At 59.2% G+C, this 24366-nt stretch carries 21 protein-coding genes; 11 read left to right on the top strand and 10 right to left on the bottom strand.

Features of this window, described 5'->3' with window-relative positions; genetic code table 11:
• Positions 1 to 10 precede the first annotated feature (10 nt).
• Both WA157_RS03960 and WA157_RS03965 read left to right on the top strand, forming a co-directional pair.
• On the top strand, positions 11 to 772 hold the full coding sequence (locus tag WA157_RS03960; RefSeq protein ID WP_422619722.1) for an arginyltransferase: 762 nt from the start codon (positions 11 to 13) through the stop codon (positions 770 to 772).
• 79 nt (positions 773 to 851) lie between these two features.
• Positions 852 to 1643, top strand: coding sequence for an IclR family transcriptional regulator (locus tag WA157_RS03965; protein ID WP_422619723.1), 792 nt, complete (start codon positions 852 to 854; stop codon positions 1641 to 1643).
• An 11-nt stretch (positions 1644 to 1654) separates the two neighbouring features.
• On the opposite strand, the gene pbpG is transcribed toward WA157_RS03965, so the two are convergent.
• Entirely contained in the window at positions 1655 to 2695 is a 1041-nt protein-coding gene (gene pbpG, locus WA157_RS03970) for a D-alanyl-D-alanine endopeptidase (RefSeq protein WP_422619724.1), read from the bottom strand.
• Positions 2696 to 2851: 156 nt separating this feature from the next.
• Positions 2852 to 4390 (bottom strand): 2-isopropylmalate synthase, encoded by a 1539-nt coding sequence (locus tag WA157_RS03975; RefSeq protein ID WP_422619725.1) that lies wholly within the window; start codon positions 4388 to 4390, stop codon positions 2852 to 2854.
• 233 nt (positions 4391 to 4623) lie between these two features.
• On the opposite strand from WA157_RS03975, the gene WA157_RS03980 reads away from it, so the two are divergent.
• From WA157_RS03980 to WA157_RS03990, 3 genes are all read left to right on the top strand, one after another.
• Positions 4624 to 5028 carry a ribonucleotide reductase subunit alpha gene (locus tag WA157_RS03980; RefSeq protein ID WP_422619726.1) on the top strand — a complete coding sequence of 135 codons (405 nt, stop codon included), beginning with the start codon at positions 4624 to 4626 and terminating at the stop codon, positions 5026 to 5028.
• A 238-nt stretch (positions 5029 to 5266) separates the two neighbouring features.
• Entirely contained in the window at positions 5267 to 5581 is a 315-nt protein-coding gene (locus tag WA157_RS03985) for a BON domain-containing protein (RefSeq protein WP_318665150.1), read from the top strand.
• A 192-nt stretch (positions 5582 to 5773) separates the two neighbouring features.
• Positions 5774 to 7300, top strand: a complete 1527-nt coding sequence (locus WA157_RS03990) for a methyl-accepting chemotaxis protein (protein ID WP_422619727.1) — start codon at positions 5774 to 5776, stop codon at positions 7298 to 7300.
• On the opposite strand, the gene WA157_RS03995 is transcribed toward WA157_RS03990, so the two are convergent.
• Positions 7297 to 7995, bottom strand: a complete 699-nt coding sequence (locus WA157_RS03995) for an RnfABCDGE type electron transport complex subunit B (protein WP_422619728.1) — start codon at positions 7993 to 7995, stop codon at positions 7297 to 7299. The two genes, WA157_RS03990 and WA157_RS03995, sit on opposite strands and share 4 nt — an antisense overlap.
• Positions 7995 to 9392 (bottom strand): polyhydroxyalkanoate depolymerase, encoded by a 1398-nt coding sequence (locus tag WA157_RS04000; RefSeq protein ID WP_422619729.1) that lies wholly within the window; start codon positions 9390 to 9392, stop codon positions 7995 to 7997. Before WA157_RS04000 ends, WA157_RS03995 begins: the two co-directional genes overlap by 1 nt.
• 241 nt (positions 9393 to 9633) lie before the next feature.
• Here WA157_RS04000 and ygiD point away from each other — a divergent pair, with 241 nt between their 5' ends.
• Positions 9634 to 10491, top strand: coding sequence for a 4,5-DOPA dioxygenase extradiol (gene ygiD / locus WA157_RS04005; RefSeq protein WP_422619730.1), 858 nt, complete (start codon positions 9634 to 9636; stop codon positions 10489 to 10491).
• On the opposite strand, the gene WA157_RS04010 is transcribed toward ygiD, so the two are convergent.
• The 3 genes from WA157_RS04010 to WA157_RS04020 form a co-directional block, all read right to left on the bottom strand.
• Positions 10492 to 11841 carry a hypothetical protein gene (locus tag WA157_RS04010; RefSeq protein WP_422619731.1) on the bottom strand — a complete coding sequence of 450 codons (1350 nt, stop codon included), beginning with the start codon at positions 11839 to 11841 and terminating at the stop codon, positions 10492 to 10494. It lies immediately after the preceding gene.
• A 71-nt stretch (positions 11842 to 11912) separates the two neighbouring features.
• Positions 11913 to 13616: a PAS-domain containing protein gene (locus WA157_RS04015; protein ID WP_422619732.1), complete on the bottom strand. Its 1704-nt coding sequence runs from the start codon at positions 13614 to 13616 to the stop codon at positions 11913 to 11915.
• A 112-nt stretch (positions 13617 to 13728) separates the two neighbouring features.
• Positions 13729 to 13917 (bottom strand): VOC family protein, encoded by a 189-nt coding sequence (locus tag WA157_RS04020; protein ID WP_422619733.1) that lies wholly within the window; start codon positions 13915 to 13917, stop codon positions 13729 to 13731.
• Positions 13918 to 14055: 138 nt separating this feature from the next.
• On the opposite strand from WA157_RS04020, the gene WA157_RS04025 reads away from it, so the two are divergent.
• Both WA157_RS04025 and WA157_RS04030 read left to right on the top strand, forming a co-directional pair.
• Positions 14056 to 14262: a hypothetical protein gene (locus tag WA157_RS04025; protein WP_422619734.1), complete on the top strand. Its 207-nt coding sequence runs from the start codon at positions 14056 to 14058 to the stop codon at positions 14260 to 14262.
• Entirely contained in the window at positions 14250 to 15674 is a 1425-nt protein-coding gene (locus tag WA157_RS04030; RefSeq protein WP_422619735.1) for an FAD-binding oxidoreductase, read from the top strand. The genes WA157_RS04025 and WA157_RS04030 overlap by 13 nt, the downstream gene beginning before the upstream one ends.
• Positions 15675 to 15718: 44 nt before the next feature.
• On the opposite strand, the gene WA157_RS04035 is transcribed toward WA157_RS04030, so the two are convergent.
• Genes WA157_RS04035 through WA157_RS04045 form a run of 3 tightly spaced genes read right to left on the bottom strand, consistent with a single transcriptional unit; the run spans position 15719 to position 20529 of the window.
• The gene (locus WA157_RS04035; protein WP_422619736.1) at positions 15719 to 17278 is read right to left on the bottom strand and encodes an FGGY-family carbohydrate kinase; all 1560 of its coding nucleotides are present in this window, start codon (positions 17276 to 17278) and stop codon (positions 15719 to 15721) included.
• Between the two features lie 6 nt (positions 17279 to 17284).
• Entirely contained in the window at positions 17285 to 18925 is a 1641-nt protein-coding gene (locus WA157_RS04040; RefSeq protein ID WP_422619737.1) for an FAD-dependent oxidoreductase, read from the bottom strand.
• The gene (locus WA157_RS04045) at positions 18913 to 20529 is read right to left on the bottom strand and encodes an FAD-binding oxidoreductase (protein WP_422619738.1); all 1617 of its coding nucleotides are present in this window, start codon (positions 20527 to 20529) and stop codon (positions 18913 to 18915) included. The genes WA157_RS04040 and WA157_RS04045 overlap by 13 nt, the downstream gene beginning before the upstream one ends.
• Before the next feature lie 349 nt (positions 20530 to 20878).
• Between WA157_RS04045 and WA157_RS04050 the strand changes: the two genes are divergently transcribed.
• The 3 genes from WA157_RS04050 to WA157_RS04060 all read left to right on the top strand — a co-directional run bounded on the left by WA157_RS04050 (position 20879) and on the right by WA157_RS04060 (position 24337).
• A complete protein-coding gene (locus tag WA157_RS04050) occupies positions 20879 to 21871 on the top strand; it encodes an SGNH/GDSL hydrolase family protein (RefSeq protein ID WP_422619739.1) in 993 nt (330 codons plus the stop codon).
• Positions 21872 to 22136: 265 nt separating this feature from the next.
• Positions 22137 to 22949 (top strand): thioesterase family protein, encoded by an 813-nt coding sequence (locus WA157_RS04055; RefSeq protein WP_422619740.1) that lies wholly within the window; start codon positions 22137 to 22139, stop codon positions 22947 to 22949.
• An 89-nt stretch (positions 22950 to 23038) separates the two neighbouring features.
• Positions 23039 to 24337 (top strand): glycerate kinase type-2 family protein, encoded by a 1299-nt coding sequence (locus tag WA157_RS04060; RefSeq protein ID WP_422619741.1) that lies wholly within the window; start codon positions 23039 to 23041, stop codon positions 24335 to 24337.
• The last annotated feature ends 29 nt before the right edge of the window (positions 24338 to 24366 follow it).

Consider the following 24366-nt stretch of genomic DNA (forward strand, 5'->3'; position numbering starts at 1 on the left):
AGGCAATGTGATGCAACTGAAGGAACTCCCGCTGAACGCGCTGCAGTTTTATGCCACCTCCAGCTATCCGTGCAGCTATTTGCCCGGGCAGCAGGCCCGCTCGCAAGTGGCAGCGCCCAGCCATCTGGTGAATGGCGTTATTTACGCTGAGTTGGTCCGACAGGGATTTAGACGCAGTGGTCTTTTTACGTATCGACCCTATTGTGATGGCTGCTCTGCCTGCACACCGGTGCGGGTTCTCGTCGCTCAATTTCAACCCGACAGAAGTCAGCGCCGCGCGTGGTCGCGCCATTGCGCTCTGCACGCGAGGGTGCTCAAACCTTCTTTTGTGCAAGAACACTATGACCTGTATCTTCGCTATCAAAATACGCGACATGCCGGTGGGGGCATGGACCATGACAGCGTCGATCAATACACGCAGTTTTTATTGCAGAGCCGGGTCAATTCGCGATTGATTGAGTTCCGGGAAACGCTGGCTGATGGTGAACCTGGTCCGTTGAAATTGGTCTCAATTCTCGATGTGCTCGATGATGGCCTGTCGGCGGTTTATACCTTTTACGAGCCCGAGAGCAGTGGTAGTCTTGGCACTTACGGCATTCTTTGGCAAATTGCCGAAGCCAAAAAACTGGGGCTCGCCTATGTTTACTTGGGTTTCTGGATCAAGGACAGCCAAAAAATGAACTACAAGACAAGGTTCAGACCGCTGGAGTTTCTTGTGTCAGGAACGTGGCGTGCGGATTACCCGTCCATGCCGGCATCCCAATTGTCCTGAGTCAAAGCTTCCTGCAAAAGGGTTTACCCTTGGTATCCATTTCACAAGATAAAATGACTGCAGTCATTCAGGAGTCATTATGCGAAAAATAGAGAGCAGCATTCCCAGTACCCCAACCGTTCAGGTGATTGAGCGCATGTTTACCTTGATGGACGTTCTGGCATCAAGAAAAGAATCGATTTCGCTGAAAGAGATTAGTGAGAAAACTGGTCTGCACCCCTCAACCACCCACCGCTTGTTAAATGACCTGGCCACCGGTCGTTTTGTGGATCGGTCACAGCCCGGCAGTTACCGACTGGGCATGCGCCTGCTTGAACTGGGCAATCTGGTTAAGAATCGCCTCAATGTGCGTGACGCAGCGCTGGTGCCGATGCGGCGATTGCATAAATTGATTCAGCAACCTGTCAACCTGAGTATGCGTCAGGGCGACGAGATAATTTATATCGAACGAGCGTTCAGCGAGCGCTCGGGCATGCAGGTCGTGCGCGCCATCGGTGGGCGCGCTCCGCTGCACCTGACGTCGGTCGGGAAATTGTTTCTGGCGACGGATGATCCACAACGGGTCCGGACGTACGCCACACGCACAGGCTTGAGCGGTCACACCAAAAACAGCTTGACCGAATTGTCAGGGTTGGAGAAGGAACTCTCGAAAGTGCGCCAGTATGGCTACGCGCATGACAACGAGGAGCTTGAACTTGGCGTTCGTTGCATGGCTTCTGGCATTTACGATGATCAAGGCACGCTGGTGGCGGGCTTGTCAATTTCTGCCCCAGCAGATCGTCTGGAAGACGAGTGGTTGCCCAAGCTTCAGGCGACCACCCATGAAATCTCAACGACGTTGGGTTTTAAACCTGAAGTCAAGAGCGCTTGACGCCTGAGCGGCTATTGAAAGGTAGCGATTTTTTCACCAGCGGCGCTAGCCAAAGGTACCGAGTTGGACCTGATGGCCGGCTTGGCCTCTACCCAGCGGCGAACCCGCTCGGCATCGGCGATACGGGTCAATTTTCCGGCCGAATCCAGAAACACCATGATTAACTTGCGGCCGGCAATTTTGGTTTGCATCACAAGACACCGACCCGCCTCGGAGATGTAGCCTGTCTTTTGCAGGCCGATGTCCCAAGATGGATTCTTGACCAGCCGGTTTGTGTTGTTGTATTGCAGTGTTCGGTTGCCGACAGCCACCTGGTAATCCGGCGAGGTGGTCAATTCACGCAAGATCGGGTCGCCATGCGCAACGTTGACCAACTTGGCCAAATCGCGGGCGCTGGACTGGTTCTTGCTGGAGAGTCCAGTCGGTTCCACATAGTGGGTGTCGGTCATGCCAATCAATTGGGCCTTGGCATTCATCAGGCCAACAAACACAGGTAAGCCGCCCGGGTAACTGCGGGCCAGTGCATGCGCCGCGCGGTTCTCGCTTGACATCAACGCCAGATGCAAGAGTTCACCGCGGCTCAATGTTGTTCCCACTTTAAGTCGTGACGAACTGCCTTTTTCGGTGTCCACGTCGTCTTGAGAAATGGTGATCATCTGGTCCGTGGGCAGGTGGGCCTCCTGCAGGACCAGTCCGGTCATGAGCTTGGTGAGTGAAGCAATCGGCAAGACCGCTTGCTCATTTTTGCTAAACAACACTTCATTGGTCTCTTGGTCGATGACCAGTGCCACGCTGGATTTCAGATCAAGGGTGTCAGATGCACCGTTCAATCCTGCAATTTGTCCAAACGATGGCTTCAGGGAAACCCCTTTTGCACGGGCAAGCGACATGCGTTTTCCGACAACAAAGATCTTGGTAACTTTTCGTTTCGCAACGATGGTGCTCTTGGAGGACTTGGCAAGCTGATGTTTTTTCTGAGCGGCCTGCGCTTGCGGCAGTGAGACAGCAGCAATGAAAAGCGTAAGGCCAAAGAAAAATAGTAGTTTGCGCACAATGTCTCCAAATGGAATCCGTCAAGAATGGGTTTTTCACCCCATTCCAGACCTATTTCTCAAAGACACAAGTTTAAACAAAAAAGTCGCACAATATCAAATACTTGCACGACTTTCTTAAACAATTACCAGCGAAGCAAGCAATTTCTCTGGACGTTATCCTTGCGCGGCTACCCGATCAGCTTTGCTGTGCAGTTTGCTGAGCGCACTCAGATAGGCTTTGGCGGAGGCAACAATGATGTCGGGGTCGGCCCCGACGCCGTTGACCACGCGGCCACCGTGTTGCAAGCGCACGGTCACTTCGCCCTGGCTCTCGGTCGAACCGCTGATGGCATTGACTGAGTAGAGCACCATTTCGGCACCACTTTTGACCTGTGCCTCGATCGCTTTGAGTGATGCATCTACCGGACCATCCCCATCGGATGAACTTTTCACTTCCTTGCCGTCGGCGGTAAAAACAATACTGGCTTGGGGACGTTCTCCTGTTTCGCTATGTTGCGACAATGAGACAAAACTGTATTGTTCCTTCTCGCGAGCCACACTTTCGCTGCCGACAAGTGCCAGGATGTCTTCGTCAAAAATCTCGCTTTTACGATCTGCCAATTCCTTGAATCTGGCGAATGCGGCGTTGACATCAGACTCGCTTTCCATCTGCGCCCCCAAATCTTGCAAGCGTTGCTTGAAGGCATTGCGGCCACTGACTTTGCTCAGCACAATTTTATTGGCGCTCCAGCCGACATCTTCGGCACGCATGATTTCATAAGTGTCGCGCGCCTTGAGCACGCCGTCTTGGTGAATGCCCGCAGCGTGGGCAAACGCATTGGCCCCGACGATCGCCTTGTTGGGTTGAACCACAAAGCCAGTGATCTGGCTGACCATGCGACTGGCGGCCAAAATGTGCTGAGTCTCGATGCCGACGTCAAGGCCGAAATAGTCGCGTCGTGTCTTGACCGCCATCACAACCTCTTCCAGGCTGCAATTGCCAGCGCGTTCACCGAGACCATTGATGGTGCATTCGACCTGGCGGGCGCCACCAATTTGGACGCCCGCCAGCGAGTTCGCGACCGCCATGCCAAGATCGTTGTGACAATGAACCGACCAGATGGCTTTGTCCGAATTAGGGACGCGCTCGCGCAGTGTCTTGATGAAAGTGCCATAGAGTTCAGGAATGGCATAACCGACGGTGTCGGGCACATTGATGGTGGTGGCACCCTCGTTGATTGCGGCCTCGATGACACGACATAAAAAGTCCTCATCGCTGCGGTAGGCGTCTTCCGGACTGAATTCCACGTCGGCTACCAGATTGCGCGCAAAGCGCACTGCAAGTTTGGCCTGCTCAAACACCTCATCGGGTGTCATGCGCAGTTTTTTCTCCATATGCAGCGCCGAGGTGGCAATAAAAGTATGGATACGGCTGCGGTTGGCGCCTTTGAGCGCTTCGGCAGCGCGTGAAATATCGCGGTCATTGGCGCGTGACAGCGAGCAGATGGTGGAGTCCTTGATGGCCCTGGCAATGCCTTGCACGGCTTCGAAATCGCCGTTGGAGCTGGCCGCAAAGCCCGCTTCGATGACATCCACTTTCAGGCGTTCCAGCTGGCGCGCGATGCGCAGCTTCTCGTCTTTGTTCATGGATGCGCCAGGTGACTGCTCGCCGTCACGCAACGTGGTGTCAAAAATAATCAATTGGTCGGCCATCTGGTTTCTCCTGTGTTCAACAATATCCGCAATCAAAAATGCCGGGGGTAAAAAAACCAAAAGCCCGTTGCGGATGCATACGGGCTTTTGGTTTGGGTGCGTGCGTACGCTACCGTCTCCGCCCGTCGGGCAGTAGTAGCAGGGCTAGCAACATCTTTTTCATAGGGCCAATGTACCACAAATGAGCGTTTGACCTGACACTTGAGCGCTCTGCAATCAAGAAAGTGCCAAGCATGAATATTTCCAGTTTTGATGATTTACTACAGGCGGCGCGCCAGCAAACCGAACCACAACGCTTGCTCTTTGTGTTTACCCGCGCTGACTTGCCTGCCGATGCCACGTCGGCGCAGCGTGAGCGCTTCAAGGACGGGCAGGGCGGTGCGCTGGTGCCCATCATGTGTGTGGACAAGACACCCGATGAGTTGCATACCTTTGCCGATCTGGCTGAAGAGTCACGCCAGTTTGGGCAAGAGTGGCACGTCGTCTTCGCAACCGCCATGTCCGGCAATGGCGGGCTGGCGCCAAGCAGTTCGGCGGCTGAAATGCCCTTGCAGCGCATGGTCGAAGCCATTAAGGCAGGCAACCTGGGAACGCTGATTCCATTTGACCAACAAGGCCAATCCTTGACATTGGGGTAGCTGTTCTTGCGCACCTGGTGCGCGCGCCACCAGATCATGGCTTGGCCCGCTGCAGACAGGCGGTGATGTCGTGATTCGGGCCAGTCGCGGTGTGAGTCCAGCACAAACTGGCTTCTCTGACGTCAGCGAGCGGTGTCGTCCTACAGGTACAGGCGGCTGAGGCTGATGGTTGCGCAACGTCAGTGATTTTAAAGTTCAGCCATCCCAATCACACATCAACTTTAACTGGAGATTCATTATGTTCATTCGCACCACTCTCGCCGCCGCCATTGCCGCAGTCGTTTTACTGACTGCGCCCGGCTGCGCCGTTCAACGCGGACAGGAGACTGTTGGCGCTTACGTTGACGATACCGGTATCACCACGCTCATCAAGTCACGTTTCGTCGAAAGCAAACTGGTTAGCGCAGCGTCCATCAGCGTTGAAACCCTGAATGGCACCGTCATGTTGTCCGGTTTCGCCAAGAGTCTGACGGAAAAGAGTGCTGCAGAGAATATTGCGCGTGGCGTTAACGGCGTGAAGTTGGTCAAGAACGAGATCACCATTCGTCCTTGAGCCGATTTCTCGCGCTCAGACGCGTAATTTGGCAAGACCAGCGGTTTGAACCGTTGGCAGGCTTTTGGCCCCGCATTCGTTAGCGAATGGCGGGGCGTTCCGTTTTTTAGGGGGTAAGTTTCACGTCATACTACTGCCATCAAATAACAGCAAGTGCCAAAGAGCACTGATAACTTTGAGAGACACAAATTCATGATTTTCGCAAGCCTGCTGACTCCTGGCCTGTTGCTGATGCGCCGCGTGCGCATCGTGACCAAGTTATCGCTGCTTGCAGTCATTTTGATGACGCCGCCGATTCTGATGTTGGTGCATTATTTTCTGACTGAGCCTGCCGGCGATGGTGCTGCGTGGATAGCTTGGCTGAGCGCTGCATGCCTGATCGTGTCCTTGTATGTTTTGCTGGCCATTTACCGCAGTTTTGCTCTGGACCTGGCGCAGGTGGCGCAAGCCATGGCGCAGATGTTGCGCGGCGATTTGCGTTTGAATGTGGTGCCTCACGGTCGTGATGAACTCGCGGAACTGGCGTCGGCAGTCAACAAAATGGGCTCAACCGTGTCGGCGATGGTCGCCAATGTGCGGAGCAACTCGGCCTTTGTCGCCCATGCCGGTAAAAGCCTGGCAAGCAGCAACCGGGAGTTAGCCGACCGGACTGAGCAACAAGCCGCCAATCTGGAACAAACGGCCGCCAGTGTGGAGCAGTTGTCGTCGACCGTGCAAGAGAACGCCCAAACGGCGGGTCACGCCAACGCACAAGCTGCCGGTGTGCGCGATCTTGCCGATCAGGGGGCCAGCACCATGGCGCAGTCCATCGCCTCCGTGGAAGCCATCCAGAGCAGTGCCAAACGCATGGATGAGATTGTCAGCGTGATTGACGGGCTGGCGTTTCAAACCAATATTCTGGCGCTCAATGCGGCGGTGGAGGCTGCGCGCGCTGGGGAGTCGGGTCGTGGGTTTGCGGTGGTCGCCAGTGAGGTCCGGTTGCTGGCCCAGCGTTCGGCTGAATCGGCCAAAGAGATTCGGCAACTCATCGGTGCCTCGTCGGCCCAGGTGGCCGCCAGCGTGCAGAGCATCAGGGCCGCGGGGGGCAACATCACGCAGATTGTGTCGGGCATTCGTGCTGTTGCCGTCAATATGGGACAGATATCAACGTCCAGCGCCGAGCAAAGTGCCGGCCTGACCGAAATTACGTCGGCAGTGCGTCAACTTGACGAAATCACGCAGCGCAATGCCCAGATGGTGGAGCAAGCGGTGTCACAGGCCACTGATCTGGAACACCGCGCCTCAACGCTGGTGGATGCGGTGGCACTGTTCAAGTTGCAACAGGGCTCCGCCGAAGAGGCCGTCGAGCTGGTGAATCGGGCTGTTGCGCAACGCCGACGCAGTGCCTCGCTCCAGGCCTTTGTGCGTGCTGTGACTGACCCAGCGCAGGGGTTTTATGACCGTGACATGTATGTCTTTGTGCTCGATGACGAGGGAACCTATCTCTCGTTTGGGGGCAACCCGGCCAAAGTGGGGACGCGGGTGCAGGACATCCCCGGCATTGACGGCCAGGGACTGGTCGATGACATCATTGCGCAAGCCCGGCGCGAGCCCGGCTGGGTTGAATACGACATCAATAACCCCACCACCGGACGCGTGCAGACCAAGATGTCTTTTGTGCAACTGGTGGATGGTTTGTACGTTGGCTGCGGCGTCTACCGAAACCTGGTGGTCGGCTAAAGCGGGTGCAATGGCTCAGGGGGGTGGGCCGACGCCGCGCTTGTTGCTGTGTCACGTTTCACCCGTGCGCGGGCCAAGGCCGCTTCAATGACCGCGCTTCTTTGTTGCTGGATGGCGACGTCAGTGTGGAATGAAGGGAGGGTCGGAACTGCTGTCGTGCGACTTTCTTCTTCAGGCTTTTCAAGGCTCAAGCCCCCGTCTTTACTACGTCTATTGCTATTAAGTTCATAGCGATGTTGGGCTAAATCCGCCTGCTGTCGTGACCAGGCCGCCCAGCCGGTGGCTGTTTTTGTCACATTCTCCAGTTTGATGCAGTCCACCGGGCAGACCGGCAGGCACAACTCACAACCGGTGCAATAGGCCTCGATGACCGTGTGCATCAACTTGTTGCTGCCCAAAATGGCGTCGGTGGGACAAGCTTCGATGCACAGTGTGCAGCCGATGCACCAGTCTTCATCGATGAACGCAACACTGCGCGGTGTCTCGCTGCCATGGACCGGATTGAGCGCTTGAACCGCTTGGCCGGTGATGGTCGCCAGCCACGCAATGCCTTGCTCGCCGCCAGGCGGGCATTGGTTAATACCCGCTGTGCCTGTAGACACCGCCTGCGCGTAGGCGGCGCAGTCCCGGTAGCCGCAGCGGGTGCACTGCGTCTGGGGCAACACCGCCAGGATTTGGGCGGCTAACGTGGACATTACTTTTTGCGTAGAGACTTGCCAGCTACATTTTTAGTAGCTACTTCCTCCCGTTTGACGGGGGCTGTCGATGGTTTTTTCTCAATTTTCGCAGGGGTGACCGGATCGATAGTCGGTGCCGGTTTTGCTGCTACTGGTTGGTGACTGAGGATGAACGATTTGACCGCTGGGTACACCACCTCGCGCCAGCGTCGGCCGCTGAAGATGCCAAAGTGTCCGGCGCCCTTGACCTCCAGGTGTTTTTGCTCCGAATTGGCAACACCACTGCAGATGCTGTGCACGGCCTCGGTCTGACCTGAGCCGGAGATGTCGTCAAGCTCACCTTCGACCGAGAACAGGGCGGTGGTGGTAATGTCTTGCGGGCGGACCGGTTCGATTTTCCCGTCCACGCCCTTGATTTTCCAGGTGCCGTTGAGCAGGCAGAACTCCTGAAACACGACCCGGATGGTTTCCAGGTAGTAGTCGGCGTCCATGTCCAGCACGGCGTTGTACTCGTCATAGAACTTGCGGTGCGCCTCGGTGCTCGCCTCGTCGCCTTTGACCAAGTCTTTAAAGTAGTCGTAGTGGCTCTTGGCGTGGTTGCTCGGATTCATGGCAACAAAGCCGGAATGCTGCAGGAAACCGGGGTAGACCCGCCGACCAGCACCGGCAAAGTTGGTGGGAACGCGGTAAATCACGTTGTTCTCAAACCATTCAAAACTCTTGTTCATCGCCAGGTTGTTCACGGCCGTGGGTGATTTGCGGGCATCAATGGGTCCGCCCATCATGGTCATGCTCAAGGGCGTCAACTCACCGCGACTGGCCATCAGGGAAACCGCTGCCAACACCGGCACCGTGGGCTGGCACACGCTGACCACATGGCAATTGCCGTAAATGCCCTGCAGATGGCGGATGAACTCCTGCACATAGTTCACGTAATCGTCCAGATGAAATTCACCTTCTGACAAGGGAATCAGGCGCGCATTCTTCCAGTCGGTGATGTAGACCTTGTGATCCTTGAGCATGGTCTTGACGGTATCGCGCAGCAGCGTCGCGTAGTGACCGGACAGGGGTGCCACGATCAACACTGCGGGCTGCCCTTTGAGCTTTCCGAGTGTGGCCGGGTCATCGGTGAAGCGTTTGAAGCGGCGCAATTCACAAAAGGGTTTGTCAATCTCTACGCGCTCATGAATGGCGACCTCGACCCCATCGACATCGACCGTGCGCAGGCCAAACTCCGGCTTTTCGTAATCTTTGCCCAAGCGATGCATCAAATCGTAGCCCGCAGAAATACGCTGGGCAAACGGGTTTTGCCCAAACATCGACAGCGGATTACCGTAGACCTTGGAGGCAGAGTGCGCCAGGTCGGAGAAAGGCTCCATCAAAGAGCGTTGGGTTTCGTAGATTTTGTACAGCACGATGAATTCACTTTCAGGAAATGTTGCAGTGCAATATAACAGTTTTGACGGGTATTGCGCAGGGGTGAAAGCACCAATTTCCCAGCCATTCGTCAGGTTTTTGCAAGGCTCAAATCGGTCAAAATTTTCGCTTGATGAGCTCTTTATAAAGGAAAATCAAGGACACTGCTCGCGTCGCAAGGCTTAGGGTTTTGGCACTGGTGCCACGGCGCCAGTGGTGTCGCTAATTTTTGGAGATTTGATGACTGTCGTGTCAAATGCTAGCGCCTTCGGCTCTGTCCAAGCGCTGAAAAAAACGAGCAAAATGCCGGTTATTTTTCTGGGCCATGGCAGCCCCATGAATGCCATTGAAGACAACGACTATCGTCGTAGCTGGCAATCGCTGGGGGCCAAATTTGGTGCGCAGTGGCCCATGCCACAGCTCATTTTGTGTATCTCTGCCCATTGGCTCACAAACGGCTGGTGGCTGACCGCCATGACTCAGCCCAAAACGATTCACGATTTTGGCGGTTTCCCGCCAGCGCTTTTCGATCAGCAGTACCCGGCGCCGGGTTTTCCGCAAGCCGCACAGGAAATCAGCCAGTGCCTGCATCAGCCCGGCAGCGCCAAGCCCTTATCACTCGATTTTCAGGAATGGGGCATTGACCATGGTGCATGGTCCGTGCTCAAGCCGATGTTTCCTGCTGCCGATGTGCCGGTCATTCAACTCAGCATGGATTACAGCCGCCCCCCTGCAGAGCACTATGCGCTGGGCCAGCAACTCAAAGGTTTGCGCGAGCTTGGTGTGCTGATTGTGGGCAGCGGCAATATGGTGCACAACCTGCGCACCCTGCAGATGGGCGCCGGGCCGAATCAGGCGTATGACTGGGCGCTTGAATTCGATCAAACCATTGCCGACTATCTGCAGAACGGGAATCTGGCTGCGCTACAGAATTTTCAGGCGCTCGGGGCGGTTGCAAAACAGTCACATCCCACCCATGAGCATTTTTTGCCCCTGCTTTATGCGGCCGGGGCCGTCGATGCCAGCGAAACGCCGCAGTTTTTCAATACCAGTTTTCAGGCGGCATCGATCTCGATGCGTTCGGTCATCTGGGCCTGATTACGGCGTCGCGCTGGCTTTCAGCACGCCGCGCACCATGTTGCGGCTGTGGGCGCCAAAATTACCCATCAGTTCGGTCGTGACACGGTCCAGCCCGGCCCGTTTGGCGGCATCTTGTTGGCTTAGTTCAGCCACCAGATTGATACCCGATTCCTTCACGCCGAAATCAAATGACGGGTCGGAAACATAGCCAGGCGGCAGGGTGTTGACAAGAATGTCGGTCAGCCTGCTGCCAAGGGCATGAGACTGGCGACTCACGACATCGCGTGCATACAGGTCGGACCAGGCCGGGTAGCTGGCGTCTCTGTCGCTGTTGCGCAGTGACTTTTCGATGCTGGTCTCCTGCCTGGCCAGCGCGGCGTTGTAAATGAGCTGATTCTGGTATTTTTCCAGCGCGAGATGGCGATTGGACAGCAGCACAATCATTTCGTCTTTCATTCTGGGCAGCCCGGCCATCGCCAGCAGGTTGATGCCGATTAGTTTCACGGATGAATTGCCGGGCGACAGGCTGGCGTGATACGGTTGCGTCAGATCCTGCACATAGTGCAGCGCCAGCCCGGTGAAGCGCCAGCCCCAATAAGGGTGGCCGGTTCGGAAAGCCAGCGCGGCCAGGCTGCTGTACTGGTGGGTACGTAGCAGAGGAAAAGTCTTCTTGATGAAGGGCGCCACCAGGTAAATAACGCGGTCTTCGTGGTAGAAACCCATGTGAAACGGCGCCTGGGTCGAGAAGTACAGCGCGGGATTGCCAAACGGCAAGGCGCCAAAGCCGTAGGCCTTGCCCCAGTCCGACGGGCTGTCGGCCCACAGATTGATGTCCAAACCGTAGTCCGGCTCATCGGTGGCCGAGGCCAGCACGCTCAGTGGCGAGACCTTGTCGCCCGCCTTGATGCCGACAAAACGGTAGTTTGAGTTGGGTTGCTCGGGCAGCGTGTTGACGCTGGCGTGTGCCAGCAGCGTGGCAGCGTCCGGGCGCGGGCTCCAGGGATCGGGTTGAATGTAGAGTGCCAATTTGCTGTTGGGCGCCACACGCAAAGCCATCAGAAATGCCAGTCGCCGGGCCTCGTCGGTTCGCGTTGGGTTGGCCCTGAAAACCAGTTCTGCCGGACAGGGTGGGTAGACGTCCAGGTGGGTTTGTGCCCAGGTTTCCTGGCTGACCAGCAGGGTTTCAATAGATTTTTCTTGCGCCTTCAGGAAGGCTTCCAGCGGCTCGACCGTGACCACCACTGCATTCGCCACTTCGGGCATATTTTCAAAAGTGCGGTAGACGGCAAAGCTGTGATTGCTCCAGGCCAGGGCGTTACCGGCTGCCAGCCCAAGTACGCTGGCCAAAGCCACCGCGAATCGTTTCATCTGAAGTCTCCTGTGCCCATTTCAAACTTGCATCGGGCCAGCGTCAGGCCTTGTGTGCAATTGGGATTTTGTCATGCGTCGCAGTCATGGAACACAACGGTATTGCGCCCCGCTTCTTTGGCTTTGTACATTGCGATATCAGCCCACTTCAGGAAGTCATCCGCGCTGCCTTTGTGGTCCATGAGCAACGCCACACCGATGCTCACCGTGCAATGATGCTCAACGGTGGTGTTGGTGTTCGATCCGTGATTGAGAGTCAGCAGATAGGGCTGCGCCAATGCGACGCGGACTTTTTCAGCAATGCACCGGGCCTGCAGGGCCGCTTGCGGCAGATTCGCTTCCAAATCGACCAACATCACCACAAACTCATCGCCGCCGAAGCGCGCAACAGTGTCTATTTCACGTACACATCGCGTCAGTCGATCCGCCGCCTCAACCAGCAGCAGATCGCCCACCTCATGCCCGTGCGTGTCATTGAGCGGCTTGAAGTTGTCCAAATCAAGAAACATCAACGCGCCATGGCAGGCACTGCGCTTGCTCGCTGCCAGGGCCTGGCTCAGGCGGTCGCTGAGCAGACGACGGTTCGGCAGTTGCGTCAGTGCGTCATGAAACGCTAGAGTCCTGATTTCGTCTTCCGCCCGCTTGCGCACGGTGATGTCGGTTAAGGTGGCAACGTAGTTGGTGACTTCTCCCGCGTCGTCCTTGACTGCGGTGATCCTGAGCCATTCGGGGTATACCTCGCCGTTCCTGCGCCGATTCCAGAGTTCTCCCTGCCATCTGCCGCTACATCGCAGGCTGTCCATCATGGCAGCATAAAAGGCTGCGTCGTGTCTGCCAGATTTGAGCAGGCGCGGATTCTGACCCACGGCCGCTTCGGCCGTATAGCCGGTAATGTCCGTGAAGGCCCGGTTGACGCGCAGGATCGTGCTGGCCGCATCGGTGATGAACATGCCCTCCTGAGATTCAAAGGCAGTGGCGGCAATACGTTGCTGCAAGTCGGCCAGCTTGCGCTCGCTGATATCCATGTAGGTGCTGACAAAACCGCCGTCTGGCAGGGGCATGCCACGGATCTCCAGCACCGTTCCGTTGGGGCGAACTCGCTCGAATTTGTGGGCCTGAAAGTGGCTTGCCCGGGCAACGATGGCTGCGATCTGCTGCTCGGGGTCACCGGGGCCGTACTCGCCGCGACCCGTGTTGTAGCGAGCGATGTCTTCGAAACCCACCCCGGGATTGCCGAGCAGCGAATCGGGAAGATCGAGCAACTGCTTGAACTGGTCGTTGTGCGCCGCCAGGCGCAGCTCAGCGTCGAACAGTGAGATGCCGCCTGGGAAGTTGTCGATGACGGCGGACAGTATGTGGTTTTGCCGTTGCAGTTTCTCTTCGATGCGCTTACGTTCAGTGATGTCACGCCAAACACAATAGATGACTGGCCTGCTTTCCAGTTCGACGATCGAGAGCGTGACCTCGGCGAGAAAATTTGTGCCATCGGCCCTTTTGTGCATCCATTCAAACCGGTGCAAACCCTTGTCCATGGCAATGGCCATCATGCTCTCGGCCTTGGCAAAGGAGTCTTGACCATCGGATTGCGTGGGGGGCGAGAGTTTTGACGGATGAACGTTCAGGAACTCGCCACGGCTTGTGTAGCCCAGTGTCCTGACGGCTGCCTCATTGCACTCGACAAACCGGTTACCGTCGATGATCCAGGCGGGATCTGGTGATGACTCAAACAACTGCTTGAACCAGCGTTGATCGGATTTCAGGTTGGGGCGGGACATTCAAGTGCCTGTTGATGCGCGTATTGAATGATGCCACCTTAGTCGACCGGGAGCAAATACCCGTTTTTCCCCGAACGTCATGGGAGCCGACAAGCCCTGCGGCCGCTGGCGTTCACGCCACGTCTTCGTGCAGGCACAGGATATTGCCTTCGGTGTCCTCAAACCAGGCCGCCTTCTCCGTGCCGAGCACGCAGACATGGTCGACCGTTTTCAGGTCGGGGTAGTCGTAATCGGCAAAAGTTACGCCACGCGCCCCAAGCCGTGCAATGGCATCAGCGATGTTGTCGACGCGAAAACTCAAGGCCGTGTGTGGCGCCTTTCCGCCCGCTGGCCTGCCTCCCATGGGCTGCAGGCTTCGCGCGGCTGTCCTTGACCGGAAGCATGCATGTCACTTTTGTAATAGGAATGATGCTCATTTCAGAAAATCCTTGTAAGGTTTATGAAATTGACTATATTGAAAGCGTCATGTGCGGATTTCAATACGCAGGACTGCGCCGGAACAGTGCCTGACGACGAAGTGACGTCCGTGGCGGCGATGGTGCCCGGCCTGCCTAAGCTGAACCCCAGGGACGGACAAGGCGCGAAGACGGATCAAAGCGAGATCCGCATTATTGATGGAAATGGAGGCGAAGTATGGAAAGCTTGAAAGTGCTTCAACTGTCTGGAGAGCGTGCCACATTTGATGAAGCCACTGTCGAAAAATTGAGATCCTCTTTGCGAGGCGGGCTGCTGCTTCCGAACGACGATGGCTTTGATAAAGCGCGCACCGTTTGGAACGCCATGATCCATCGCAGCCCTGCGTTGGTGGTGCGTTGCGCTGGCGTGGCCGACATCCGCCAGGCCGTGGCCTTTGCGCATGAGAACCGCCTCCTGACGGCCGTCAAGGGAGGCGGACACAATATTGCGGGGAATGCTGTCTGCGATGGCGGCTTGCTGATCGATTTGTCGGCCATGCGCGCCGTGACGGTCGACCCCATCGCGTCAGTCGCGCACGTCGAGCCGGGCGCAACGCTGGGCGACTTTGACCACGAATGCCAGGCCTTTGGATTGGCCACCCCAATGGGCATCAATTCGACCACCGGTGTGGCCGGGCTCACGCTGGGGGGCGGATTCGGCTGGCTGTCCCGAAAGTACGGCATGACGGTGGACAATCTGCTGGCCGCCGACGTCATCACCGCCGACGGGCGCCTGCTTCGCGCCAGCGCCACCGAGAACCCCGATCTCTTTTGGGCGATTCGCGGCGGCAGCGGCAATTTTGGCGTCGTCAGCCGGTTTGAGTTCAAACTGCATCCGGTCGGGCCAGAGATCCTGGGCGGCCTGATTGTCTATGCACTCAAAGACGCGACCTCTGCGCTGAAGCAATTGCGTGAGTACGTCAAGCAACTCGGCGAGGACACGAATGTCTGGACCGTGATGCGCAAAGCGCCGCCCCTGCCTTTTCTCCCGCCCGAGGTGCACGGAACCGAGATCATTGCCTTCTGCGTGTTCCACGCCGGCAAACCCGACGAGGGGCTAAAGGCGATAGAACCCATGCGAAAACTCGGTACCATCCTTGGAGAATTTATCGGCATGCAGCCCTACACGGCCTGGCAACAAACCTTTGACCCGCTGCTGACACCGGGCGCCCGGAACTACTGGAAATCACACAATTTTGTTGACCTGAGTGACGGCGCCATCGAGGTGGCGGTGAAATACGTGCAAAACCTGCCCTCGCCGCACTGCGAAATATTCTTCGGCCTGATCGGCGGCGCGACCACGCGGCCCAAGCCGGACGCGACCGCATACGCCCATCGGGATGCCATCTACGTCTGCAACGTTCACGGGCGCTGGGACACCGCGGCGGAAGACCAGAAAGGTATCGCCTGGGCGCGCGGGTTCTTCCGCGAGGCCGCGCCTTATGCGACCGGCGGTGTGTACGTCAATTTCCTGACCGATGATGAACCCGAGCGCATCAAGGCCGCTTACGGACCCGGGTACGAGCGCCTGGTCAGCGCGAAGAAAAAATACGACCCAGATAATCTGTTTCGCATGAATCAGAATATTCGACCCAGCCCCTGAGGCGCATTGTTGGCCAGTGGGAGATCATGCTTGATCTGGTTTTTTCAATTCTCCGGATAACCCGTGATCGCCTGAATATCCCGGTACAGCGGCTGCAGCCGCTGGTACATGCGGCAGTAGACGCGGCGGTAGAGTTGCTCGTAGGTATTGGCGTGCGCGGGTTCGGGTTCAAACACCTGGCCGATGCGGGTCATCTCATGAACGGCGGTGGCAAAGTCAGGGTGCAGCTTCAAACCCACGGCGGCCAGAATGGCGGCGCCCAGGCCGCTGGTCTCGTACAGATGCGGCCGCTCGCACGGCAGGTTGAAGACATTGGCCGTGATCTGCATCGCCGCGTCGCTTTGCGAGCCGCCGCCCGACACCCGCACGCGCGTGATGCGCTGCCCGCCACGCTTCTCAATTCGTTCCTTGCCTTCACGCAGCGCATAGGCCAGGCCTTCCAGAATCGCGCGGTACAGGTGGGCGCGTGTGTGCACGTCACCAAAGCCAATGACCGCGCCCTTGGCCTCCGGTCCCGGCACCTTGATGCCGGGGTTCCAGAACGGCTGCAGCATCAGGCCCAGTGAGCCCGGTGGTACGGTGTTCACCAACTCGTCAAACAGGCTCTCCGGTGCCACGCCGCGTTGCTGGGCAAGCTGCTGCTCGTGCAGACCAAACTGCGCCTTGAACCAGCTCACCATCCAAAAGCCGCGCGTGATCTGGATCTCGGTGTTGTAGTGGCCCGGCACCGCCGCCTGGTAGGGCGGGATGAAGCGCGTGGCTTCCAGGTAACGCGGTGTGGTGGTGTTGATGGTGGCAGCGGTGCCGTAAGACAGACAGGCAATCTCGGGCGTGAGGCAGCCCGCGCCGATGACCTCGCAGGCTTTGTCGGCGGCGCCCGCGATCACGCTCAATCCTTGCGGAATACCGGTGGCCAGTGCCGCCTGCGTGCTGACCTGGCCGATGGTGGTCCCTGCAGGCACCAGCTCGGGCAACATGGCGGCGGTGATCGGCATGGCTTGCCATTTCCAGTCGTGTTTGGCGGCCCAACAACCTTTTTTGTAGTCGAACGGGATGTAACCCACCTGCGCAGCCACCGAATCAACAAATCGGCCGGTAAAGCGGTAGTTGAGGTAGCCCGACAGCAGCAGGTATTTATCTGTCTTGGCCCACAGTTCAGGCTGGTGCTGCGCGATCCAGTTGGCCTCGGCTTCGCGTTGAAAAAAGCGCACGGTCTCACGCATGCCAATGGCGCGAAAGGCAGCGTCCCACCACCACGCCAACTTGGGCAACTGGTCGGCGCGGCGCTGGTCCAGCCAGATCATGGCCGGGCGCAAGGGCTGGCCGTTTTTGTCCAGCGCGATGGTGGTGCCGCGCTGGGTGGTGATGACCACGCCTGCAATCGCGCTTTTGGGCACGCTGGTGACGGCCCACAGGCGCTGGCAAGCGTCGCACAGGGCTTGCCAGAAGGCCTCGGGGTCGTTCTCCATCCATCCCGGTTGCGGTGACTGGTAGCTGGTTATGGTGACCTGCGCCTTGTCCACCAGATTGCCTTGCAAATCAAAGAGCAGGGCGCGTACGCTCTGGGTGCCGTTGTCGATGGCCAGCAGGTAGGTCTTGCTCATGGGGGTTCAATCAGTTGAGGACAGAGCTGGCCTGCTGTCCAGGCTGCGGTCTGTCCCGCAAGGTATCACGAGTGGGTCGGGCGCTTGATAGTGTGCGGCAATTAGCGCGCGGTAGCGCTCGATCTCAGTTTGCCATTGGGTATCGCTCCACAGCAAATGCGGCGCGCACAGCGACCGGATGCGCGCCAGATGGTCCAGGCCACCACGCGGCAACAGTATGCCCAGCCGTGTGCGGCGCAACAGAAGATCGTCCAGATGCACGACGGCCTCATGCTTGGCCGCGATTGCAAGCTCCAGCCACAGGGTGTTGGTGCCGGGAATGGTCTGCAGCTCCACGTCCGTCGTGCCAGTGCAGAGTTCCTGTGCCCGATAACCATAGCGCGCCGCCAGCCGGTGGTGCACGGCCGTGCTCCAGTGCGGATTCAATTCACCCACCGGGGTGAACACGGCGGCGGCGTTACGCGCAAACGGCTTGCCGACATGCGGCGCCGCCAGTGCCAGCGCGTCTTGCGCCATCAGCCTAAAGGTTGTGAGCTTGCCCCCGGTCAGCGTGATCAGGCCCGATTCATTGAGCACCACATGGTCCCGTGCGGCTTGGGAGGCCGAACCCGTGCCGTCATCCACTACCGGACGCACGCCGGCATAACAGGCGCTGATATCGGCGGCGCGCAGGGCGGCGGCGGGGAACTGGTCGTTCACCGCTGCCAGCAGGTAGTCCACTTCCTGCAGCGTGATGGAGGCCTCCACATCCAGGTCTTGGCGGTGATCCAAATCGGTGGTGCCGATCAGCGTGGCGCCCTCCCAGGGATAGAGAAACACCGGTCTGCCGTCTTGAGGGTGCATCAGGCTGATGGATTGCGCGACGGGCAAACGCCAGAACGGCACCACCAAGTGACTGCCGCGCAAGGGGCGCAGCATGGGCTTGCCGCCCACCGCCCCACGCAGCCGGTCGGCCCAGGCGCCAGTGGCGTTGACCACGGCTTTGGCACGCACCTGAAACTGCCTATTGGTGAGCACGTCTTGCACCGTGATGCTGGATACGCGACCCGCATCAAGCTGCAAGCCAAGTGCGCTCACGTAGTTCAAGGCCAGTGCCCCGTCGCGCTGCGCCTCCATCAGCACACGCCACACCAGACGCGCATCGTCGGTCTTGGCGTCCTGGAATACCAGGGCGCCGCGCATTTTGGGCGGCGCCAAGCCGGGGGCGAGCATCTGCACCTCGGCCAGATCGGCCCAGCCGTGGCTGTGAAGACCTGCCATCAGGTCGTACACCATCAAGCCGAGTTGAAACAGCCAGCGCCCGGGTTTGCGCCCTTTGCAATCGGCAAACAAGAAGCTCTGCGGCTCGATCAGTTCTGGCGCCTCGCGCATCAGACGCTCGCGCTCGCGCACCGAGTGCAGGGTGGTTTTGATGTCGCCTTCCTTGAGGTAGCGTAAGCCCCCGTGCACCAGCTTGGAGGAGCGGCTGGACGTGCCCCAGGCAAAGTCACGCTGCTCGATCAGCAGCACGGTCCAGCCGCGGCGCGCCGCCTGCTGGGCCACGCCGGCGCCGCTGATGCCGCCGCCAATCACCACTAGGTCCCAGGTGGGGGCGTCGAGCCGCGCCAGGCCTTTAGCGCGTTCTGTGCCTGCGTTTAACTCGCCCATGGGCCTTCGTCCTGCAGCAGCTTGCCGGGGTTCATGATTTTTTTCGGATCAAAGTGGCGACACAGCTCAGCCAACGTGGCCATGCCCAATGGTCCTTTCTCCTCGGCCAGGTGGGCGGCGTGGTCGCGCCCGACACCGTGCTGGTGGCTCACCGTGCCGCCGTGCGCCGCGATGGTGGCGGCGACCGCGGCTTTGAGTCGCTGCCAGCGCTCAAAGTTCGGCGCAAAGCCGCCCGGCGCAGTGGCCCAGACGAATTGCGAATAAATGCTGCTGCCCTGCGGGTACAGGTGCGACAGATGAGTGAAGGCGTGCACCCGCTCGCCGTAGGGCGCAAATACGTCGCGTGCGGCTTGCTCCATGGCCAGCATCAGGCGCTTCACCTGCGGCCAGTCCACCGCCGTCTCGATCGTGTCGGCGGAGTAGCCCTGTTCCCACAGCGTGTTGCGCAAATAGGGTCCCTTGAAGCGATTGGCCGCCCACTTGGCTCCCATGGCAGGACCAATGTAGACGGCGCCATGTCTTGCCAGCAGGCGCCGCGCCTCGCGCAGGGCGTGCCGCGCGGTGCGGGTGTCGGCCGTCACGCCCAACATCAGCATGCATTTGGCATCAAAGCAGCCGCGCCAGGACAAGTAGCGCTGCAGCCAGCCGATCAGGCGCGCGTGGCCCGCCAGCGTGAGGTTGGTTTCGGTCTCGATGCCGTTGGACAGGCGCAGCAGACTCAAGGGCAGTTTGCGCTGCACCAGCTCGCGCACCGCAGCCTCGGCAGCGTCCCAATGGGGGAAGAACAGGGCGTGAAAACTCTCGTGCTCTGGCAGCGGTGAGACCCGTACCGCGGCCTCGGTCAGAATGCCAAAGCGGCCTTCCGAACCCAGCACCAGCTCGCGCAAGTCCGGCCCGGCGCTGGCCGCGGGCACGGTCGGAATGGTCAGTGTGCCGACCGGAGACTCCATCTTTCCACCCGCAAACAACTGCTCGATGCGCCCATAGCGCAGCGACTGCTGGCCGCTGGAGCGTGTCACCACCCAGCCGCCCACCGTGGAATATTCAAACGACTGCGGAAAATGCCCCAGTGTGTAGCCGTGGGCGCGCAATTGCGCCTCGACCAGTGGCCCCGGCGTGCCGGCGCCGAAGGTGGCCAACTGGCTTGGCTTGTCCAGGTGCAGCAGGCGGTTCATGCGGCTGAGATTGACCGACAGGATCGGCCGCTGGCTGATCGGGCAATCCAGATGTCCGGCCACGCTGGTGCCGCCGGCAAACGGGATCACGATCCAGTTGTTTGCGTTGGCCAGGTCGATCAGCTCGCGCACTTGGCTTGAGGATTCAGGAAAGGCCACGCCGTCGGGCACCGGGGGCAGGGCGCCAAAGCGCTTGCGGATCCAGTCGCCAAAGCTCTCGCCCAGCGCCATGGCAAAGCGGGTGTCGGCGTCGGTTTGAATGAGCGGATGCGTGGGCAGGCGCGAGGTCGGAACCTGCGCCAGCATCGCGTCGCGTGTGGCGTCAACTTCGGGTAGTCCGGGCCCCAGGCGCGTGTTCAGCATGGCGCGCGCAGCCTCGCTCAGGTCCATCGAGGTCGCGTCGTCCCCCCAGCCGTTCCATCGTCGCATGCCTTGCTCCTTGTTGCTTCAATATCAAGCCGAATGTAAAACAAGGCCAGTCATTTGCCGTTTCGCAATGCCGCCAATCGATTGTTCTATCGCGCCAGGTTTGATGGATGCCAAGGCCTTGGATGCCCCAGGGCAATCGACCCGACGTCGGTTTACTTTACAGTTCGCCGCGTGATCCCGGAAGTGTCTCCCGCAAGCCCTTGAAATTTAACAATTTTTTGCATTTGGCCTGAATCTTGCGCATGTTTGACGAATTGCGAATGATGTGTCGCAATTCGTCAAGAATGTGCTCGCGCCAGCCGGGCGCGCCGTTCGCTGTGACCAACGACTTGGATGGGGAGTGCGGAAAATGCTTGAAAAGATATTACGTGGCGTCTTGACACTCGTTCTCGCGTGCGCTTCAGTCGCGGCGGCGGCTACACCGTACACGTCGATCACCGTCTTCGGCGACAGCCTCTCGGACGGTGGCAACGCCTATGCCTACACCGAAGCCATTTTCGGGTCAGGGAACGGCTTCCCACCCGCTCCGTATGCCCAGCGCTTCAGCAACGGCCCCGTCGCCGTCGAGCGACTGGCTGCCAATCTGGGGCTTTCGTTAGCCCCGTCGCTGCTCGGAGGCAGTAACTATGCCTACGGGGGCGCAGAGACTGGATCGATGAACTACCTCAGGTTCAATTCGAATCCGTTGGTTGCTGCGGCATTTTCCGGCAGTAACACCGGCGTGCTGGCACAAGTGGCCGATTTCACTTCATTGCACAGTCTCAATCCCTCAAGCCTGGTCGTGCTTTGGGCCGGACCGAACGACCTTTTCTCGGCGCTCGATTCCTCAGCCGATCCTGTGGCTGCCATGTCCCTGGCGTTGTTCAACCTGCAGTTGGCGGCGCAGCAGTTGTATCTTGACGGGGCCCGTACCATCCTGATGCCGAACATGCCCAACATAGGGCTGACGCCTTTTGGGCTGTCTTTGGGGGCAGCAGCGTCGGCTCAACTCACAGGGATATCCGTGGGTTTCAACGCTGGGCTTCATTTGTTGGCCGACGCATTGAATGCAGCGGACCCCGGCCTCAATATTCTCGAATTTGACACTTTTAGCCTGTTGGACAGTCTGATCAATAACCCCGCTGACTACGGTTTCTCGAACGTGACGCAGCCGTGTTTCAACGGCGTGGCGGTCTGTGCGAACCCCGATTCCTACCTGTTTTGGGACAGCGTGCATCCGACGGCGAGCGCACATCAACTCATCGGGGACCGCTTCACGATAACCGTGCCCGAGCCTCCCCTGACTGCGCTGATGGCAGTCGCCTTGATTGCCCTTTACGCGTCGCGCCGGCGCAAACGTTGAGCAGAATCGTTTTTTACGAGAGTCCGGCATCGGCGCGGGCTTGTGTCTTGTGTGCCCTCGGGAGGGTGTGAGCCACTCCATGTGTCGAGGTCGCAGGCCGCGTTTCAAAACGGCTGGCCCCATACCAATGTCATTTGACAGTTGAGAGGCCATGTCGGCATGGCATAGCCGGGATCAGTTTCGTCGGTGCTTGATGCTCCCGCGCCGCCGCTTCTTCACGGGATAATGCGCGCACAGGAGGGGGCTCCACGAGCCTCAATAACCCATGACCATGACCTCAGCCATGCCCGCCAGCGCCTACACCGTGTTGGACAGTGGCGCCTACCATGCCAGCTTGCTCACGCGCGGTCCCTGGCACCCCGCGCACCAGCACGCCGGGCCACCCATTGCGCTGGTGTGCCGCGCCATTGAACACGCCGCCGCCGCCCACGGCTTGACCCACATCGCGCGCCTCACCGCCAACCTGCTGCGTCCGGTGCCGATTGGCGAGGTCGCGGTCGAGGTCGCCACCGACTATGCCGGGCGCAACGCCGGCCATTTCTCGGCGCGGCTCCTGGCTGGCGGGAAGGAAGTCGCGCGCTTCACGGCACTGGCCCAGCGCGAGAACGACCTGCAACTGCCCGACGGCCTGCCGGGCCACCCGCTGCCATTGGCGCCGATGGGGCCCGAAGCGTCGCAAGCGGCGACGTTCCCCTTTGCCAGCAAGCATGTGGGCTACTCCGACTTGGTCGAGACCCGCGTCGCGCATGGCCGTTTCTTCAACGGTCCCTGTGCCATCTGGTTCCGCTTGCGCCACCCGCTGCTCGGCAGCGAGGCACCAAGTGTCTACCAGCGCGTCGCCGTTGCCGCTGATTCGGGCAATGGCATCAGCGCGATTCTCGACTTAAAAAGCTACAGCTTCGTCAATTCGGACCTGACCATCAATCTCTTGCGTCGGCCTCAGGGTGAGTGGATCTGCCTCGATGCCCGTACCTTTCTTGGCCCGAACGGCGGCGGCCTCGCCGAATCGGCGCTCTACGACACACACGGGCTCATTGGCCGGGCCACGCAGAGCCTGTGCGTCAGCCAGCGCGACTGAGGATGTCGCCAGTTGAGGGTTCTATCGCGCCAAGTGCGAAACTCTTTTCGGTTCATTCGACCCTTACCCCTTGATCAAAGAGTACCAACATGACAACAAAAACCCCGATCGACCGCAGGCAATTGCTGGGCAGCATGTTCGACGCAGCCGTTGCGTCAGCGCAGCCGGCGCTGTGCCTGCCGCCATTTCTGCCAGCACAGCCAAAGGGCAGAACAATCGTCATCGGCGCGGGGAAAGCCTCTGCTGCCATGGCGCGGGCGCTGGAAGAGCATTGGAGCGGTCCGCTCGAAGGTCTGGTGGTCACGCGCTATGGTTACGAAGTGCCTTGCAAGCGAATCGACATTGTGCAGGCGGCGCATCCGGTACCCGATGCAGCCGGTCTGCTTGCCACCCAGCGCATCTTGGATGCCGTGAGCGACCTGACCCCTGACGATTTGGTTATCGCACTGATCTCCGGCGGCGGTTCCTCACTGCTGGTCGCACCGGGCCCCGGCTTGACGCTGGCGGACAAGCAGGCCGTCAACATTGGGTTGCTCAAGAGCGGGGCGAGCATCTCCGAGATGAACTGCGTGCGCCGTCACCTCTCAAGCATCAAGGGCGGGCGGCTCGGTGCAGCCTGCCACCCCGCCAGACTGCTCACCCTGCTGATTTCGGACGTGCCCGGCGACGCACCGGTTGACATTGCCTCCGGCCCCACGGTGGCGGACCCAAGCACCTGCACCGATGCGCTGGCCATCGTTGACCGATACCGCATTGAGTTGCCGCCCGCAGTGCGCTCGCTGCTGGAATCCGGTCAGGGCGAGAGCGTCAAGCCTGGCGACGCGCGGCTGGTGGGAAGCGAGACGCGCATGATCACAGCGCCCCAAATGGCACTCGAAGCTGCGGCACGGGTCGCCCGCAGCGCGGGCCTTGCAAGCTACATCCTCAGTGACAGCCTGGAGGGCGAGGCACGCGAGGTTGGCAAGACGCTGGCGGGCATCGCACGACAGGTGGCTCTGCACGGTCAACCCTTCACACCGCCCTGCGTGCTGCTGTCGGGCGGCGAGACCACGGTGACGGTGCAGGGAACTGGCCGGGGTGGTCGCAATGTGGAGTTTTTGCTCGCGCTCGCTGTTGCCCTCGACGGATTGACCGCCATCCATGCCATTGCCGGCGATACTGATGGCGTTGATGGCGCCGAGGAAATTGCCGGTGCCGTCATCACACCCGACACCTTGGCTCGGGCCTGGGGCCTTGGCATCAATCCACGTGCCAGTCTCGACAACAACGATGGTCACGGGTTCTTTCAGGCGCTGGGTGACTCTGTGGTGACCGGGCCCACCCTGACCAATGTGAACGACTTTCGGGCCATCGTCATCGACGCCGGTCCGGCCGACAGAATGCCCTGAATGCAGCGCAGGCGCTGGAACTTGTTGAA

Origin of the sequence: Rhodoferax ferrireducens (assembly GCF_049302455.1) — a bacterium.
In the GTDB taxonomy this organism is placed as follows: domain Bacteria; phylum Pseudomonadota; class Gammaproteobacteria; order Burkholderiales; family Burkholderiaceae_C; genus Rhodoferax; species Rhodoferax ferrireducens_B.